The organism is Lysinibacillus sp. 1 U-2021, from assembly GCF_029916965.1.
Classification (GTDB): domain Bacteria; phylum Bacillota; class Bacilli; order Bacillales_A; family Planococcaceae; genus Lysinibacillus; species Lysinibacillus capsici.
Genome location: NZ_CP123966.1, coordinates 4513833 through 4530048 on the forward strand (window position 1 = coordinate 4513833; position 16216 = coordinate 4530048).

Genomic DNA, 16216 nt, shown 5'->3' on the forward strand with positions numbered 1-16216 from the left:
GTTTTTTCTTAACACCTAAAAATTATTATTTAAACAATGAATCAAAGCCTGGTAATTTCATTTTTTTCTTCCCTTTACCACTTGCCATTCCAGTCATTTGTTTCATCATTTTTTTCATTTCATCGAATTGTTTAATGAGACGATTCACCTCTTGAATAGATGTCCCAGAGCCTTTCGCAATACGCTTTTTACGGCTACCATTAATGATTTCTGGGTTGGTCTTTTCAGCAGGCGTCATCGAGTAAATAATGGCCTCTACACGCCCCATTTGCTTATCATCAACTTTTACATTATCTAAGCCTTTGATTTTGTTAGCACCTGGTAGCATTTTTAAAATTTCATCAAGAGGGCCCATTTTCTTGACTTGCTGTAATTGCTCGACAAAATCATCAAAAGTGAATGTTTGAGATTTAAACTTTTCCTCTAATTCTTTGGCCTTGGCTTCATCTACATTTGCCTGAGCTTTCTCGATAAGGGACAGAACATCGCCCATACCTAATATACGAGAGGCCATACGCTCTGGATGGAATGGCTCAAGCGCATCCATTTTTTCGCCCATCCCGACAAATTTAATTGGTTTTTGCGTCACAGAACGGATAGATAATGCAGCACCACCACGCGTATCACCGTCAAGTTTTGTTAAAACAACCCCAGTAATACCGATTGCCTCATTAAAGCTTTCTGCTACATTGACTGCATCTTGACCCGTCATGGCATCAACAACTAGGAAAACCTCATCTGGCTCTTTTAATGCACGAATATCCTTTAACTCTTGCATTAGGTCTTCATCGATATGAAGTCGACCAGCTGTATCAATAATCACTACATCATGATGCTCTTCCTTTGCCAATTCAATTGCCTGACGTGCAATTTCTACAGGAGATACCTCAGTACCTAGCGCAAAAACAGGTAGTGATAACTGTTTTCCTAATGTTTGTAATTGTTGGACAGCTGCTGGACGATAAACGTCAGCGGCAACTAATAATGGTTTACGATTATATTTTTTTCGTAGAACATTTGCCAATTTACCTGTAGTGGTCGTTTTACCCGCACCTTGTAGACCGACCATCATAATGACAGTGGGTGGCTTCGTATTAAACTTAATGGGACTTTGTTCGCCCCCCATTAATTCTGTTAGTTCATCCTGTACAATTTTAATAACTTGCTGACCTGGTGTTAAACTTTGCATAACATCAACACCGACAGCACGTTCACTTACCTTTTTCACGAATTCTTTGACTACTTTTAAGTTAACATCCGCCTCGATTAAAGCAAATCGGACTTCTCGCATCATTTCTTTAACGTCTTGCTCTGATACTTTCCCTTTGCCTTTAATCTTTTGGATCGTTCCTTGGAGTCGTTCCGCTAATCCTTCAAAAGCCATTGCTTTCGCCTCCTAATCCCATTCTTTCAGCTGCTCAATAAGTGCTAGCTGCTCTTCAGCTGTCATACTTTTTTCTGTAATCCCCTGTGTTAGCTGTAACAGCATTTGGGTACGTTGTTGAAATTTTTCAAGTAAACATAATTTTTCTTCATATTCCTCAAGCATCGCTTCAGTTCGACGAATATTATCGTAAACAGCTTGGCGTGAAACACCATACGATTCAGCAATTTCTCCTAGAGAGTTATCATCCAAATAGTATAGCTCCATATAACTTCTTTGCTTATCTGTTAATAATGCTTGATAAAAGTCGAAGAGAAAGTTCATGCGTGTTGTTTTTTCAAGTAGCATCGAATGTTTCTCCTCCCGCTATTAGTCATTTGTATCATAACGAAAAGCGCCCGTCTGTGTCAAGGTAATCTCCTTGTCTAAAAGCCTAAATTGCAGCTTTCAGGCATTTTTTGCCTTTGGCTAGTATTACGCTTTTAAACAAGTCAATTATCCTATACACAATCGAGCGTTTTTATCTATTATGTGTCAGTGTCATTTTATCCAATTTTGTTCAAAAACTGAAGCAAACTAAGCATCCAGCTTTCTCAATAGAAGACATACATGGCAATCAATTTAAAACTATTCAGCCACTGTTAGCTGTTACTCATCATTATTTTGTAGTTCCTTATCCAAACCATCAGCAAATAATCCATAGACATATCTTTCTGCATCAAATGGCTGTAAATCATCCATTTTCTCACCAAGACCCACAAATTTCACAGGAATGTGCAGCTTGTTACGAATAGCAAGAACAATACCCCCTTTAGCAGTACCGTCTAACTTTGTTAAAACAATCCCTGTCACATTCGTTGCCTCTTTAAATGTTTGTGCTTGAACAAGCGCATTTTGGCCAGTTGTTGCATCTAATGCTAATAATACTTCATGTGGAGCATTTGGAATTTCACGTGAAATAACACGATGAACTTTTTCAAGCTCATTCATTAGGTTCACTTTGTTCTGCAAGCGTCCCGCTGTATCACAAATCAACACATCTGCTTTTCTGTTTTTTGCTGCACGAATCGCATCATACATGACTGCCGCCGGGTCAGAGCCTTCTGATTGTTTAATAACCTCACAACCAACACGATCTCCCCATACTTGTAATTGATCAATAGCACCTGCACGGAACGTATCACCCGCAGCTAATACAACCGTTTTCCCTTGAGATTTTAAACGGTGTGCTAGCTTACCTATCGTTGTTGTTTTCCCAACACCATTTACGCCAACAAATAGAATAACAGTTAGTTCACCATCTGGCTGCATAGTTAGTTCAATTAAATCTTCTTCACCTTGCTCATAAATTTCGACAAGCTTCTCAGAAATCACTGCTTGGATGCCATTTGTATCTTTAATATTTTTACGTTGCACTTCATAACGCAGTTTATCCATAAGTTCCATGACTGTTTCAAATCCGACATCAGCCTGTAATAGTAAGTCCTCTAATTCTTCAAAGAAATCCTCATCCACTTTACGATAGCGTGCCACAAGGTCATTCACTTTTGATGTAAAAGAATTACGTGTTTTTTCAAGACCAGCCTTGAATTTTTGTGTTATTGACCAAGCAGAAGGCTTTTTCTCTTCCAGTTGTTCATCCTCTACTACTGCTAGCTCCTGAACATCTAGCTGTGCTTCTTCTATTTCAGGCGAGGCCTCGGCTTCCACTTCTTTCACAATCTCCATTTCTGGTGATTCTTCATCTTGTTCAGACACTTTTAGATCAACGGTCTCAATGGCAGCAGGTTCGTTTGATTCTTTAAGCTCTGGCTCCGAATGGTCAGATTCCTGTTCTTTGTCGGTTGCGTCTAGCTTCTCTTCCTCTGCTGGATTACCCATTAATTTATCTTTTAAACGTTTAAAAAAACTCATGCTTGTTCGCTCCTTTGCTCCGCAAGTACGGGTTCATCTTCTAGTTTTACTGATACAAGTTTCGACACACCTGATTCTTGCATGGTTATACCATACAAGACATCAGCTCCCTCCATTGTTCCTTTACGATGAGTAATCACAATGAATTGTGTGTCGAGACTAAACTTTTTCAAATACTGGCTATAACGCACAACATTCGCCTCATCTAAAGCCGCCTCTACTTCATCCAGAATACAAAATGGTACAGGTCGAATATTTAAAATGGAGAATAGCAAAGCAATGGCTGTAAGTGCACGCTCACCACCAGAAAGCAAACTTAAATTCTGTAATTTTTTTCCTGGAGGCTGTGCCACAATTTCAATACCTGTTTCCAATAAATTTTGTGGGTCAATTAAAACCAAATCAGCTTGTCCCCCACCAAACAATTCACGGAAAACACGTTTAAATTGCTCTCTAATAGCATAAAACGTTTCACTAAAGCGCAACGTCATTTCTTCATCCATTTCTTTGATTGCTTCATGTAATGTTTCCTGTGCAGCAAGCAAGTCCTCCCGTTGTTCAGTTAAGAAAGTATGACGTTCTAGTACTCTATCATATTCCTCAATCGCACTTAAATTAACAGGTCCTAGCTCTTCAATGGATCTTTTTAACAATTTAACACGTCTTCGCACAAACTCTTCATCTTCTATTGCCAGAGCTTCTTTTTCAGCCTCTTCGAATGTTAACTGATAATTTTCTTCGAGTTGTTCGATAAAATTATCCATTTCAAATTCTACACGATTACGTTTTAACTCATTGGCACGAATTGCTTCAAGGTATCCTTTATGAATACGTTGCAGTTCCTTGAGTTGTTCTTCCAATGTAGAGAGTTCTTGTTGTTGTCCTATTTTCTGCTCTTTCTTTTCAGAAATAGTCTCTTGTAAGGCATCTCTTCTTGCTTTCCATGTCGCAACCTGTTCCTCAACCTCTTCATCACTTAAATGATTTGTCGATTCATCAGATTGCAGCCACATTATTTCCTGAGAAATATTTTTAACTTTTTGTTGTGCTTTGTTTAATTGTAGTGCCAGTTCAGCAGTTGTAATTTGAACTTGTGACATTTGTTCTTGCATAACCGCTAACTGTGAACGCTTTTCGGCAAGCTGTTCTCTTAAGACGTCTTTCTCTGTCTCCCCTTGTAACTTTACCTTACTTAATTGTTCGACAGTTTCATTGATTTCGACAAGCTCTATGGCAAGGGTATTTAAGCGCTCCTCTGCTGCTTGTTTTTGTGTTAACAATGCTTCCTCACGTGTTTTTACATCCTTTGTTTCAGTTGAAGCAAAGGTTACTCTGGCTGATAAGCTGTTTTCAACGACTTCTAGCTCACGAATACGACTTGACTGTTGCATCTCATCTTTTCGTAATTGCTCTCCTTCAAGCTTTAATTGCTCTACTTGATCTCGCAGTACCGCAAGCTTCTCTTTTTCGGCTGCAACAGCCTGTTCTGCACTATAAATGGAGGCCTGTAACGATTCTAGCTTAATGATTAAATCATCTAACTCAGCTTTTCTTGTAAAGAGTGAGGATTGCTGTTTCAGTGCACCACCTGTTAAGGAACCCCCTGCATTAACAATATCTCCTTCAAGAGTGACAACTCGGTATCGGAAACCACATAATCGGGCAATTTGACTTGCGCCTTCTAAATTTGATGCCACAATGACATTACCTAAAAGATTTTCAACAATTGTTCGATTGTCTTCGTTAAAAGTGACAAGTGCATCTGCCATTTGAATAAAGGCAGGATGTTCAGTTGCTAGCTGAATAGTTCCTGGATTAATTTTGCGTGATTTCATGACTGTTTTCGGTAAAAAAGTAGCACGTCCAGCCCGTTTTTGTTTTAACCAGTGAATGGCCTGTTGCGCATGACGCTCATTGGTTGTGACAATATGTTGAGAGGCAGCACCTAAAGCTGTTTCAATCGCTTGCGAATACTTTCCTTCAACTTGGATTAACTCTGCTACAGCACCCTCAATACCTTGTAAATCACCTTTATCTCGAGCAAGCAAAACTTCTTTAACACCTTGGAAGAACCCAGAAAAATCAGCTTCGAGTTCAGCTAATGTATCTTTTCTAGCCTTTAGTTGTTGTTGGTGTTGATACGCTTTGTACAACATATCCTGCTTTTCAGTAAAGGAAATATTGACATTTTTTAACTGTATTTGTAAGGTTTCATGTTGCTCTATTTTTTTCTGTAAATCATTGGTTGTTAAGGCATGTTCAACCACTAGCTTTTCTTTTTCAGCAATGATTTGCATAAGCTCTTGTCCAATTTCATCTGTTTGATCGGACATTTTTGCCGCCATTGCCTTTTGTTGAGCTAATTGCTGATCGATATTTTTCAATTCGTTCTTGACTGTTGCTTCTTCATTTAATGAATCAATATATCGATTTTTATAGTCTTCTATTTCTTCCTCGATTTCTGTCACAGATCGATTTAATGATTGCTCTAACTGCTTGATGCTCTGCTTTAATACTGATACGGCTTGTTGCTTCTCAGAGAACACTTCTTTTTTCTCCTGTTCTTGAACCAGGAGTAATTCTACTTCTGCCTTAGCCTCTTGTAATGTTGTATTCAGTTGTAGTAGTTGATTCGATGCATTTTGGCGTTTTTCAGCCATTAATGCCTTACGACCATCCCAACGCTCTACCTCCATAGTGGCATTGACAAGCTCAGCCTGCGAAACATCCAAGTAATCATCTAGATCTTTTAATAGCTTACGTATATTAGCGGTCTGTTTATCAATCATTGAAATATTTTGAGCTTGTTCTAGCTCTGTTGCAGAAAGCTCCGTAAATTCCTCTTTAAGCGCATGCAAAGATTGTGCACAATTTCTAAAATCATGCACAAGAATTGCAATATCAAAATCCTTTAGCTCAGAAGACATTTGTACATAATCTCTTGCACTAGATGCCTGCATTTCAAGCGGCTCTAATCGGTTGTCTAATTCATGGAGAATGTCTAATACACGATACAAATTTTCATCTGTTTCAACAAGCTTATGTTCAGCTTTTTTCTTTCTTATTTTATACTTTAAAACGCCAGCTGCCTCTTCAAAAATAGAACGACGGTCATCAGGTCGACTATTTAATATTTCATCAACACGACCTTGAGAAATAATTGAAAATGCCTCTTTCCCAAGTCCTGAATCCATAAACAAGTCCGTAATATCCTTCAGGCGACACTGTTGGTTATTTAATAAATATTCACTATCACCTGAACGGTATACGCGTCTTGTTACACTGACTTCTGTATAAGAAAAAGCAAGTTGCTCGTCAGTATTATCTAAAATAAGTGTTACCTCTGCAAAGTTGAGTGGCTTACGAGAGTCACTCCCAGCGAAAATAACATCTTCCATCTTTGCTCCACGTAACGACTTTGCCGATTGCTCCCCAAGTACCCAACGAATCGCATCTGTGACATTACTTTTTCCACTGCCATTTGGTCCAACAACGGCTGTAACACCAGGTACAAAATCAATTCCAATGCGTTCCGCAAAAGATTTAAAGCCAATCACTTCTAGTCGTTTTAGGAACATCTATTAAGCCTCCTCTTTTGCAGCTTCTTCACGCATCATCCGCATTGCACATTGTGCAGCTTGCTGCTCGGCTTCTTTTTTTGATTTTCCACGACCAATACCAAGCTCTTGTCCATTTAATAATACGCTTGATACAAAGGTACGATTATGTGCTGGGCCTTTTTCATCGATAATCTCATAATGAAGAAGTCCATTATTCGTTTGCTGTACCATTTCTTGCAATTGACTTTTAAAATCCATCACATGCGAAAAAGCACCGACTTCTACTTTTGGGAACACGATTCGTTCTAAAAATGACACGACCGTTTGTAAATCTTGATCTAAATAGAGTGCACCTACAAATGATTCAAAGACATCTGCAAGCAGCGCTGGACGTTCCCGACCACCTGTTAATTCCTCACCTTTTCCAAGTAATACAAAGCGTCCAAAGCCTAGTTCGTTAGCAAAAATCACTAGTGATGGCTCACATACAATGGAAGCTCTTAGCTTTGTTAACTCACCCTCGCTCATATTTGGGTATTTCTCAAAAAGATATTTAGAAACAGACAGTTCAAGTACTGCGTCTCCTAAAAATTCAAGACGCTCATTATCCGTAAATAATTTACGGCGATGCTCATTCACATAAGATGAATGCGTGAATGCTTGATACAATAAATTTTTATTAATAAATGTGATATTTAATTCATGCTGTAACAGCTCAAATTGGTTGCGTACTTTTTCAGGAAGTACGCCAGATTTCTGCATAGTTCCTTTTCTTTTCATAGCCATTGAACAAATCTGCCTTCCTAATAGTTTCTACCGTTTTAGTGTACCTTTTTCAGGGCGTTTATGCAAAAGTATTTCGGCTTAAACACAATGTTTTGGAAATTTTTCCGAAAATTCCTCTTCATACAGCATGCATCTCCCATGAGAGAGAAGTCTGAAGCTGACTGGTCATTAGATTTTTAACATAAAAAAGGGACGTTAATAGATCGAAAACCGATCCATTTCGTCCCCTTTAAATACATCTTCATTCATTGAATCTGCTCCTTCAAACAAGGGATGCAGAAAAAGTAATTTCTACTTTATTCAAGCTACCATAAAACCATTGTATGATTACGATGACCATTACACCATTAGAGGTGATCTATTTTCACTAAATAAAGTTTTAACGAAATTAGTTTAATTTACTTTCGATGTATGAGATTGCAGTACCTACTGTTGAGATTTTTTCAGCATCTTCATCAGAAATTTCCATATCGAATTCGTCTTCAAGCTCCATTACAAGCTCAACTACGTCTAATGAGTCAGCACCTAAATCATCACGGAAAGAAGCTTCAAGCGTTACTTCGCTTTCTTCCACACCTAAACGGTCCACGATTACTTTTGTTACGCGTTCTAATACTGTAGACAAATGATTCACCTCCCCTCAAATGATTATACAAAAAATCAGCTTATATGCCTAATTGAAATTACATAACCATACCGCCATCAATATGAAGCGTTTGTCCAGTCATATAATTTGCGTCCTCCGATGCAAGGAAAGCTACTGCTTTTGCGATATCCTCTGGCTGACCAAGTTTCGCAAGAGGAATCTGTGTTAGCATACCTTGTTTGATATCCTCTGGCAATTGTTCTGTCATTTCCGTTTCGATAAAACCTGGTGCAATAGCATTAACTAAAATATTACGAGAAGCTAATTCCTTTGCCGTCGTTTTCGTTAGTCCAATAACACCTGCTTTAGCCGCAACATAGTTGGCTTGACCAGCATTACCCGCTACACCAACGATGGAAGAAATATTAATAATGCGACCTGCACGTTGCTTCATCATTTGACGTGTGACTGCTTTTGTACAAAGGAAAACACCTTTAAGGTTCGTATTTAATACATCGTCCCATTCGTCTTCTTTCATACGCATGAGCAAGTTATCTCTTGTAATACCAGCATTATTCACTAAAATATCAAGAGAGCCGTATGTTTTCACAGCAGCATCCATTAATGCTGTCACTTCTTCTGTCTGAGAGACGCTAGCTTGTACAGCAATTGCTTCGCCACCGTTTTCTTGAATCATCGCTACTACTTCCTCTGCTTTTGCCTGAGAGCCACTATAGTTCACAACAACCTTAGCACCTTCTTCTGCAAGCTTTAAAGCAATAGCACGTCCAATCCCTCTTGAAGCTCCTGTTACAACAGCTACTTTTCCTTCTAATTTACGCATTAATTGACCACTCCTTCGACGCTTCTAAAACCGCTTCTAACGAAGCTTCATCATAAACACAATAAGTTGCAACAGAGCGATCAATTTTTTTCAAGAGACCGCTTAATACTTTACCAGGTCCACATTCGATAAAGACGTCAACACCTTGCGCAAGCATTTCACGCATAGAAGCTTCCCATTGAACAGCACTGTATACCTGTTCAACTAGCTCTTGTTGTATTGCTGCTACATCTTTTAATTCCTTCGCCATCACATTGCCAATTACAGGAATTTCAGGTGCAGATAAAGAAATCTCTGCCAATGCTGCTTGCAGTTTCTCTGAAGATGGACGCATTAAATCAGAGTGGAAGGGACCACTTACAACTAAAGGTATTGCTCGTTTTGCACCAGCTTCTTTGGCAGCAACACTTGCTTTATCCACACCTTCTTTAGTGCCCGAAATAACAATTTGTCCTGGACAATTCACATTAGCCACCTGAACAGAGTCACCTGATGCTGATACCTGCTCTGTTACCTCGTTCAATGCCTCTAGTTCCATTCCTAAAATTGCCGCCATTGCGCCTTGACCTGCTGGCACAGCTTCATTCATATAAAGACCTCGTTTATGCACGATTGACACAGCATCATCAAATGACATAACACCTGCTAACACCAATGCACCATATTCTCCAAGTGAATGACCCGCTGCGTAGTGTGGTTGAATACCTGCTGCACGTAACTTTTCAGCCACCATTACACCAGTAGTAAGTAGCGCTGGCTGTGCATGATATGTCAGTGTTAACTCTTCTGCTGGACCTTCTAACATTAATTTAGATAATTCAAATTGAAGAGCCTGATCTGCGCGATCATAAAATGCTTTACTTTCTGCAGCATTTTCAACAAACTCTTGACCCATTCCAACTACTTGTGAACCCTGTCCTGGAAAAATAAATGCTATTTTTGTCATTTGAATAATCCCCTTTGCTTAATCAATTTCTATGTGGCGTACTGTCTCCGTAATCGTCGAAATAACCGTATGCTCTACCATCGTATTGGCTTGTCGAATGGCACTGAAAATCGCTTTCGCATTTGATGATCCATGTGCCTTAATAACAGGTGCTTGTAAGCCAAACAATCCTGCGCCACCATACTCTGTATAGTCCATTTTATTTTTCAAGTCACGTAAATTATTTTTCATGAGCGCTGCTGAAATTTTCGTTTTCGTTGAAGACATAAAGGCCTCTTTTAACATAGAAAATAAAGCACCTGCTGTCCCTTCAATAGACTTCAACACCATATTTCCTGTAAAGCCATCTGTTACAACAACATCAGCTACTCCTTCAAGTAAATCACGAGCTTCTACATTTCCAATAAAATTCAAATCTGCTTCCTTCAATAATTCGAAGGCAGCTTTTGTTAATTCATTCCCTTTTTTATCCTCGGTACCGATATTTAATAAGCCAATTCGTGGTTTTTGCAAACCTCCAACCTTTTTAGCATAAATATCACCCATAATGGCATATTGCACTAAATGCTCTGGGCGAGCATCTGCATTTGCCCCTAAATCAAGCATCAAAAACCCTTTACCGTCTAATGTTGGTAGCGTTGTAGCTAATGCTGGTCTAGCTATTCCCTCAATGCGACCTACTTTAAATAGGCCACCCGCCATCAGGGCCCCTGTGTTCCCTGCAGAAAGGCAAGCATCTGCTTTACCCTCTTCTACTGCATCCATCATACGTGCCATGGAAGAATCCTTTTTTCTACGAACAGCACGGGCAGGATCATCAGTTCCTTCTACTGCTTCCTCACAATGTATAACCTTTAATCGATCATGTTGTTTTAAAAATGGTTCCAGCTTATCTTGATGACCATATAGTTGAATTTCTAAGTTTGGAATTTGCTCTAATGCTAAAAGTGCACCTTCAACAACTGACTTTGGTGCATTGTCTCCACCCATTCCATCAAGCGCTAATTTCATTGTTACTCACCTTTACCTTTCGTGCGGTACATATCAAACTCACCAACAAAAACGGTTTCACCATTAACGGTAGATGTTACCTCAACTTTTGTTCGATGTGTTTGTTCATCTCGTCCGATAACAATCGCTTTTGTAATAACACGATTTCCAGCTCGTACAGGTTTCACAAACGTAATATTGGAATGTACGGTTAGTGCTAGTTCGTCATCAATTACTGCAACCGCTAATGAATTTGCTTGCGCAAACAAATGATGCCCACGTGCGATGCCATTACGCTGAAAAACATGCTCTTCTTGTACATCAAAAATCGAGAGTGCTCGATGATCTAATTCAATATCTACTATCTCCCCAATTACCTCATCAATCGGGAGAGATTTTACTTCATTTTCATAGTTTTTTGAAGCAACATCTTTAATTCGCTCGCGTAATTCTGGTATTGATAATTCCATACGGTCTAAACGAATTGTTTGGACACTTACCTGAAACTGTGTTGCTAGCTGTTCATCTGTGACGAATGGATTTTCAGCTATCGTTTCAGATAGTAGTCGCTGTCGCTCTTTTTTCGTTCGTCTCAACTTCATTCGCCACCTTTTGAGTTGTTATTAGCACTTGGTACTAATATCAGTATATAGAGGTTAAAAAAAGAATGCAAGACTTGTTTTGAAATCAAGTACTTACATTCTTTCTGTGCTAACAAGCTTCTCAGATTAATCGAAGCGCTCTCCTTGTAAAACACCAGTATCTTCTAGCATTTTACGCAAGTATTGATAGTCGTCATCCTGCCAAAATGCTTTTGTTTCAAGCATCTCTGAGGCATCTTTTCTTGCGGTCTCCAATATACGATAATCATGTACTAAATCAGCTACTTTAAAATCAGGTAAACCACTTTGTTTTCTACCAAAAAAGTCTCCTGGCCCCCTTAATTCAAGATCTTTTTCAGCTAAACGGAAACCATCATTTGTTTCTGTCATCGATTGCATACGTTCTTTCCCCTCATCAGACTTAGGATCTGCAAGTAAAATACAGTATGATTGGTGCTCACCACGACCAACACGACCTCGAAGCTGATGCAACTGCGCTAGGCCAAAGCGTTCAGCATCATAGACAATCATAAAGGTAGCATTTGGCACATTTACACCTACCTCTACAACGGTTGTAGAAACTAAAACTTGAATAGTCCCTTCACTAAAAGCACGCATAACCGCATCTTTTTCATCAGCTGATAAACGTCCATGCATTAAACCGACATGATAACGATCTTTAAAGTAAGTCGCTAGCTGCTCATAAATTTCCACAGCATTCTGAACATCAAGCTTATCGGATTCCTCGATAAGCGGACAAATCGCATAGGCTTGTCTTCCAGCCGCTAACTCTAATTCTAGCTTAGATAAAACGGAGCCGAATTGTTCTTTCTTCATCCAATGCGTTTCAATCTGCTTACGCCCTGCTGGCATTTCATCAATCATCGATACGTCCATTTCCCCAAATGCAGTAATAGCTAATGTTCGTGGTATCGGGGTAGCTGTCATAAAAAGCACATCGGGATTCTCCCCTTTATCACGCAAAATACGTCGTTGCTCCACACCAAAGCGGTGCTGTTCATCCGTGATGACAAAGCCAAGTTTATGAAAAATAACATCTGGCTGGATTAGTGCATGTGTACCAATAACAATATCAAGATCTCCATTTGCCAAATCAGCTAAGATCACACGTCGCTCTTTTGTTTTAGTGGACCCGGATAAGAGTGCAACACGAACGCCAAATGGTTGGAACCATTCTTTCAAATTCTCTAAGTGTTGTTCTGCTAATATTTCAGTTGGTGCCATCAAGGCTCCTTGAAAACCTGCTGTTACTGCTGCATATAGCCCTATTGCTGCTACAACGGTTTTACCCGAACCTACATCCCCTTGTAGCAAGCGATTCATTCGATGCGGCTCCTTCAAATCCTTACAAATTTCATTCACCACGCGTTTTTGAGCATTCGTTAATTCATAGGGTAAGGAAGCAATAAAATCTCGTAACTTATGCACATTAAATTGAATAACTGTACCGTGTTCACTATCCTTCCTTATTTTCCGTAAAGCTTGAATACGCAATTGGAAGTTTAATAGCTCCTCATAGGCAAAGCGTCTCCTTGCTTGTTTAGCATGCCCAGCATCCAGTGGAAAATGAATACCCTCCAAGCCCTCTCTTATTGAAACAAGCTTATACGACTCTTGTAAATAATATGGAATTGTCTCTGGCAGTACTTCTCCACAATCGTCTAACACTTGTCGCATATATTTTCGAAATCTTTTTTGGGGGATCAAGCCTTTCAGACTATAGACAGGCTCAAAGTCAACTTGATCTGTTTTAGGACCAAATGTAACTGAAGTGCCATTGATTACTTGTCTACCCCGATCCCATTTACCAGTCACAGTAATAATGGAACCAGGTACAAGCTTTTGCTTTAAATAGCCCTGATTGAAAAATACGACTTTTACTAAATGTCTTCCTGCTAAAACAGTTACTTGGAGTCTTGACTTATTACGACCTAAAAATAAAATCGTAGGCTCCCGCTCCACCTTACACTCAACTGTAACCCGTTCGTTATGTGGTGTTTGCGCTAAATCTTTTAAACGAAAATCTTCATGTCGATGTGGGAACGTCCATAATAAATCAGCTATTGTATTGATTCCTAGTGATTCAAGATGGGCTGCTGTTTCTTTCCCGACGCCTTTTAATTCATTGACGGGACCATATAATTCAGTCATCTTATCCCACAACTCCCTTCATTGATTGTTTATGTAGTGTTATACTCTCTCTATCTAATGTACCATAAATTATTTCCCTAACCCTACATATAAGCAAAAACCCTACCAATGATTGATAGGGTTAAACTTGTGATTATTTAATTTCACAGGAGAAACATGTAATTTCTTTCACATATTGCTCATCAACTTCTATTCCTAATCCAGCTTTATCACTTAACTGCAGGATGTCTTTATAGTATGTAACATTTGCCACATCTTTTACAAACATTAATGGTCCGACCATCTCGTTTGTATGGATAATCGACTTACTGATGGCTAGGTGTGCCCCAGCCATTGTTCCGATTGCTGATTCAACCATAGAGCCAACTTGGCAAGGCATCTCTGCAGCCTCCGCAAGACTTGCAAGCGCTAAAGCTGGATAGATTCCACCTGATTTCATTAATTTTATATTTAGCATATCGGCAGCACGCATTTCTATGACATCGACTAAATCATAAATATTATGAACACCTTCGTCTACCATAATACTACAAGGTGAAAGGGCTCTGATTTCTTTTAACGCTCTTAAATCATGTGCTTTTACAGGTTGCTCGTACCAGTCTACATGACAAGCTGTAGTTTCTCTTATTACTTTTAGTGTCTCCATTCTATTCCAACCTTGATTGGCATCTACTCGCAGTTGCACCTCCTCACCTATTGCTTCTCTTACCGCACGAATACGAGCAATATCTAAATCAGCATTTGTACCAACCTTAATTTTAATATTACGGAAACCCGATTTTACAAATTCACTTGCATCTTTAGCCATTTCCTCAGGACTCTTAATGCTAATCACTCTTGGTACCTGTAATTCCTCATGTGCTTTTCCACCAATTAATTGATAAACTGGTTGACCAGTCATTTTCCCCATCAAATCGTAGAGTGCAATGTCCAATGCGGCTTTTGCTGAAGGGACTCCATCAATTTTTTCATTAAACTTTTTATGGATACGGTCTACTGCAAATGGATCTTCATCAATCAGTAATGGTGCTAGTTCATGTTTAATAACGTGATACGTGCTCTCCCAAGTTTCACCCGTCACATTTTGATCAGGCACAGCTTCACCCCAGCCAACTACACCCTCATCCGTCTCGATTCTGGTAAGAATAGTTGGCATATCATCTAAATGAACATAAGAAATAACGAAGGGTTCCTTTAATTGTAAACGTGCTGCAAACACTTCAATCTTTTTTATCACGATGTAAAACTCCTTTTCGTATAAATAGTCTGATTATTTATGTTGCAAGATAATATTTATAAATAGTTGAATCGCATCAGGGAAAACATCTTCATCTAGATCAAATCGTGGATGATGATGTGGATATTGGCTTTTTTCACCACCCATACCTACAAAAACAAATGCTCCAGGCTTATGTTGTAAATAATAAGAAAAATCTTCTCCACCCATGACTGGTTCGACTACCTTAAATGCGGTATCTCCGAATTGTTCCCGTACAATCGATTCAATAAATCGCGATTGTGTTGGATCATTGACGAGCGGAGGTGTTCCTAAAATAAAATCGATTTTTCCTTCTGCTCCAAATGCTCGGCAAATCCCTTCTGTTAAACTTACCATTTTCGATTTAATGATTTTTACAGTGTTCGGTGTCAATGCTCTGATCGTTCCAGTTAATTTTGCCGTATCAGGAATAATATTATAAGTGGTTCCCGCTTGTATATTACCAACTGTAATGACACCCGCATCGATAGGATTGACATTTCTACTTATGATACTTTGAAAAGCTTGCATTAAATGGCTAGCTATATAAATAGGATCAATTGTTTCATGTGGCATCGAACCATGACCACCATACCCTTGAATGATAATTTCAAAATCATCAATAGAAGCCATCATCGGTCCATGTGTTAAACCTATCTTCCCTTTCTCTAAACCTTGCCATAAGTGAATGCCAAAAATAGCATCTATATCTTCCAACACACCTTTTTGAATTAATAAATCAGCGCCACTTGGCGTGATCTCCTCTGCTGATTGAAATATAAGCTTGATATTCGGCTCGATTTTCTCTCTATTTAAGCTTATCCATGTTGCAACTGCTAATAAAATCGCTGTATGACCATCATGGCCACACATATGAGCAACACCTTGCCTGTCTGAAATGTACGGTTTGTCTCCCTCTTCTTTTATAGGTAAGGCATCTATATCGGCACGTAATGCAATAGTTTTTGTTCCCTTTGTCCCTTTTATAAACGCCACTACACCTGGAGGTTCATAATCTAGAATTTCTATATCTAACTCCTCTAGTCTTTTACGAATAAACTCACTTGTTTCGTATTCTTCACCAGAAAGCTCTGGGTATTGGTGCAGATGACGGCGATCCTCTATTGCCTTTTCTGCTAATTTTTTTATATTCATTATTTCCATTGTTAAACTC

13 protein-coding genes are annotated in these 16216 nt (G+C 39.1%); all 13 read right to left on the reverse strand.

All coding sequences use genetic code 11. From position 1 onward, the window contains the following. Window positions 1-25: 25 nt before the first annotated feature. The gene (gene ffh / locus QH639_RS24015; protein ID WP_048391641.1) at window positions 26-1384 is read right to left on the reverse strand and encodes a signal recognition particle protein; all 1359 of its coding nucleotides are present in this window, start codon (window positions 1382-1384) and stop codon (window positions 26-28) included. 12 nt (window positions 1385-1396) lie between these two features. Beyond that, the gene (locus tag QH639_RS24020; RefSeq protein WP_054550507.1) at window positions 1397-1732 is read right to left on the reverse strand and encodes a putative DNA-binding protein; all 336 of its coding nucleotides are present in this window, start codon (window positions 1730-1732) and stop codon (window positions 1397-1399) included. Window positions 1733-2032: 300 nt separating this feature from the next. Then, on the reverse strand, window positions 2033-3298 hold the full coding sequence (gene ftsY / locus QH639_RS24025) for a signal recognition particle-docking protein FtsY (protein WP_237899648.1): 1266 nt from the start codon (window positions 3296-3298) through the stop codon (window positions 2033-2035). Next, window positions 3295-6876, reverse strand: a complete 3582-nt coding sequence (gene smc, locus QH639_RS24030) for a chromosome segregation protein SMC (protein WP_281115359.1) — start codon at window positions 6874-6876, stop codon at window positions 3295-3297. The genes ftsY and smc overlap by 4 nt, the downstream gene beginning before the upstream one ends. 3 nt (window positions 6877-6879) lie before the next feature. After that, on the reverse strand, window positions 6880-7644 hold the full coding sequence (gene rnc, locus QH639_RS24035; RefSeq protein ID WP_012293239.1) for a ribonuclease III: 765 nt from the start codon (window positions 7642-7644) through the stop codon (window positions 6880-6882). Window positions 7645-8032: 388 nt separating this feature from the next. Further along, window positions 8033-8269 (reverse strand): acyl carrier protein, encoded by a 237-nt coding sequence (gene acpP / locus QH639_RS24040; RefSeq protein WP_009371143.1) that lies wholly within the window; start codon window positions 8267-8269, stop codon window positions 8033-8035. A gap of 58 nt (window positions 8270-8327) precedes the next feature. Beyond that, complete coding sequence (gene fabG, locus QH639_RS24045; RefSeq protein WP_054550504.1) at window positions 8328-9074, reverse strand: 3-oxoacyl-[acyl-carrier-protein] reductase; 747 nt, start codon at window positions 9072-9074, stop codon at window positions 8328-8330. After that, window positions 9067-10020 (reverse strand): ACP S-malonyltransferase, encoded by a 954-nt coding sequence (gene fabD / locus QH639_RS24050; RefSeq protein WP_004269419.1) that lies wholly within the window; start codon window positions 10018-10020, stop codon window positions 9067-9069. The genes fabG and fabD overlap by 8 nt, the downstream gene beginning before the upstream one ends. Window positions 10021-10038: 18 nt before the next feature. Next, on the reverse strand, window positions 10039-11031 hold the full coding sequence (gene plsX / locus QH639_RS24055; protein ID WP_048391651.1) for a phosphate acyltransferase PlsX: 993 nt from the start codon (window positions 11029-11031) through the stop codon (window positions 10039-10041). A 2-nt stretch (window positions 11032-11033) separates the two neighbouring features. Continuing rightward, the gene (fapR, locus tag QH639_RS24060; protein WP_004269421.1) at window positions 11034-11606 is read right to left on the reverse strand and encodes a transcription factor FapR; all 573 of its coding nucleotides are present in this window, start codon (window positions 11604-11606) and stop codon (window positions 11034-11036) included. Window positions 11607-11738: 132 nt separating this feature from the next. Further along, window positions 11739-13784: an ATP-dependent DNA helicase RecG gene (gene recG, locus QH639_RS24065; protein WP_259419876.1), complete on the reverse strand. Its 2046-nt coding sequence runs from the start codon at window positions 13782-13784 to the stop codon at window positions 11739-11741. A gap of 133 nt (window positions 13785-13917) precedes the next feature. Next, entirely contained in the window at window positions 13918-15021 is a 1104-nt protein-coding gene (locus QH639_RS24070; protein WP_083225383.1) for a mandelate racemase/muconate lactonizing enzyme family protein, read from the reverse strand. A gap of 33 nt (window positions 15022-15054) precedes the next feature. Then, on the reverse strand, window positions 15055-16206 hold the full coding sequence (locus QH639_RS24075; protein WP_237899638.1) for a M20 metallopeptidase family protein: 1152 nt from the start codon (window positions 16204-16206) through the stop codon (window positions 15055-15057). Between the last annotated feature and the right edge of the window lie 10 nt (window positions 16207-16216).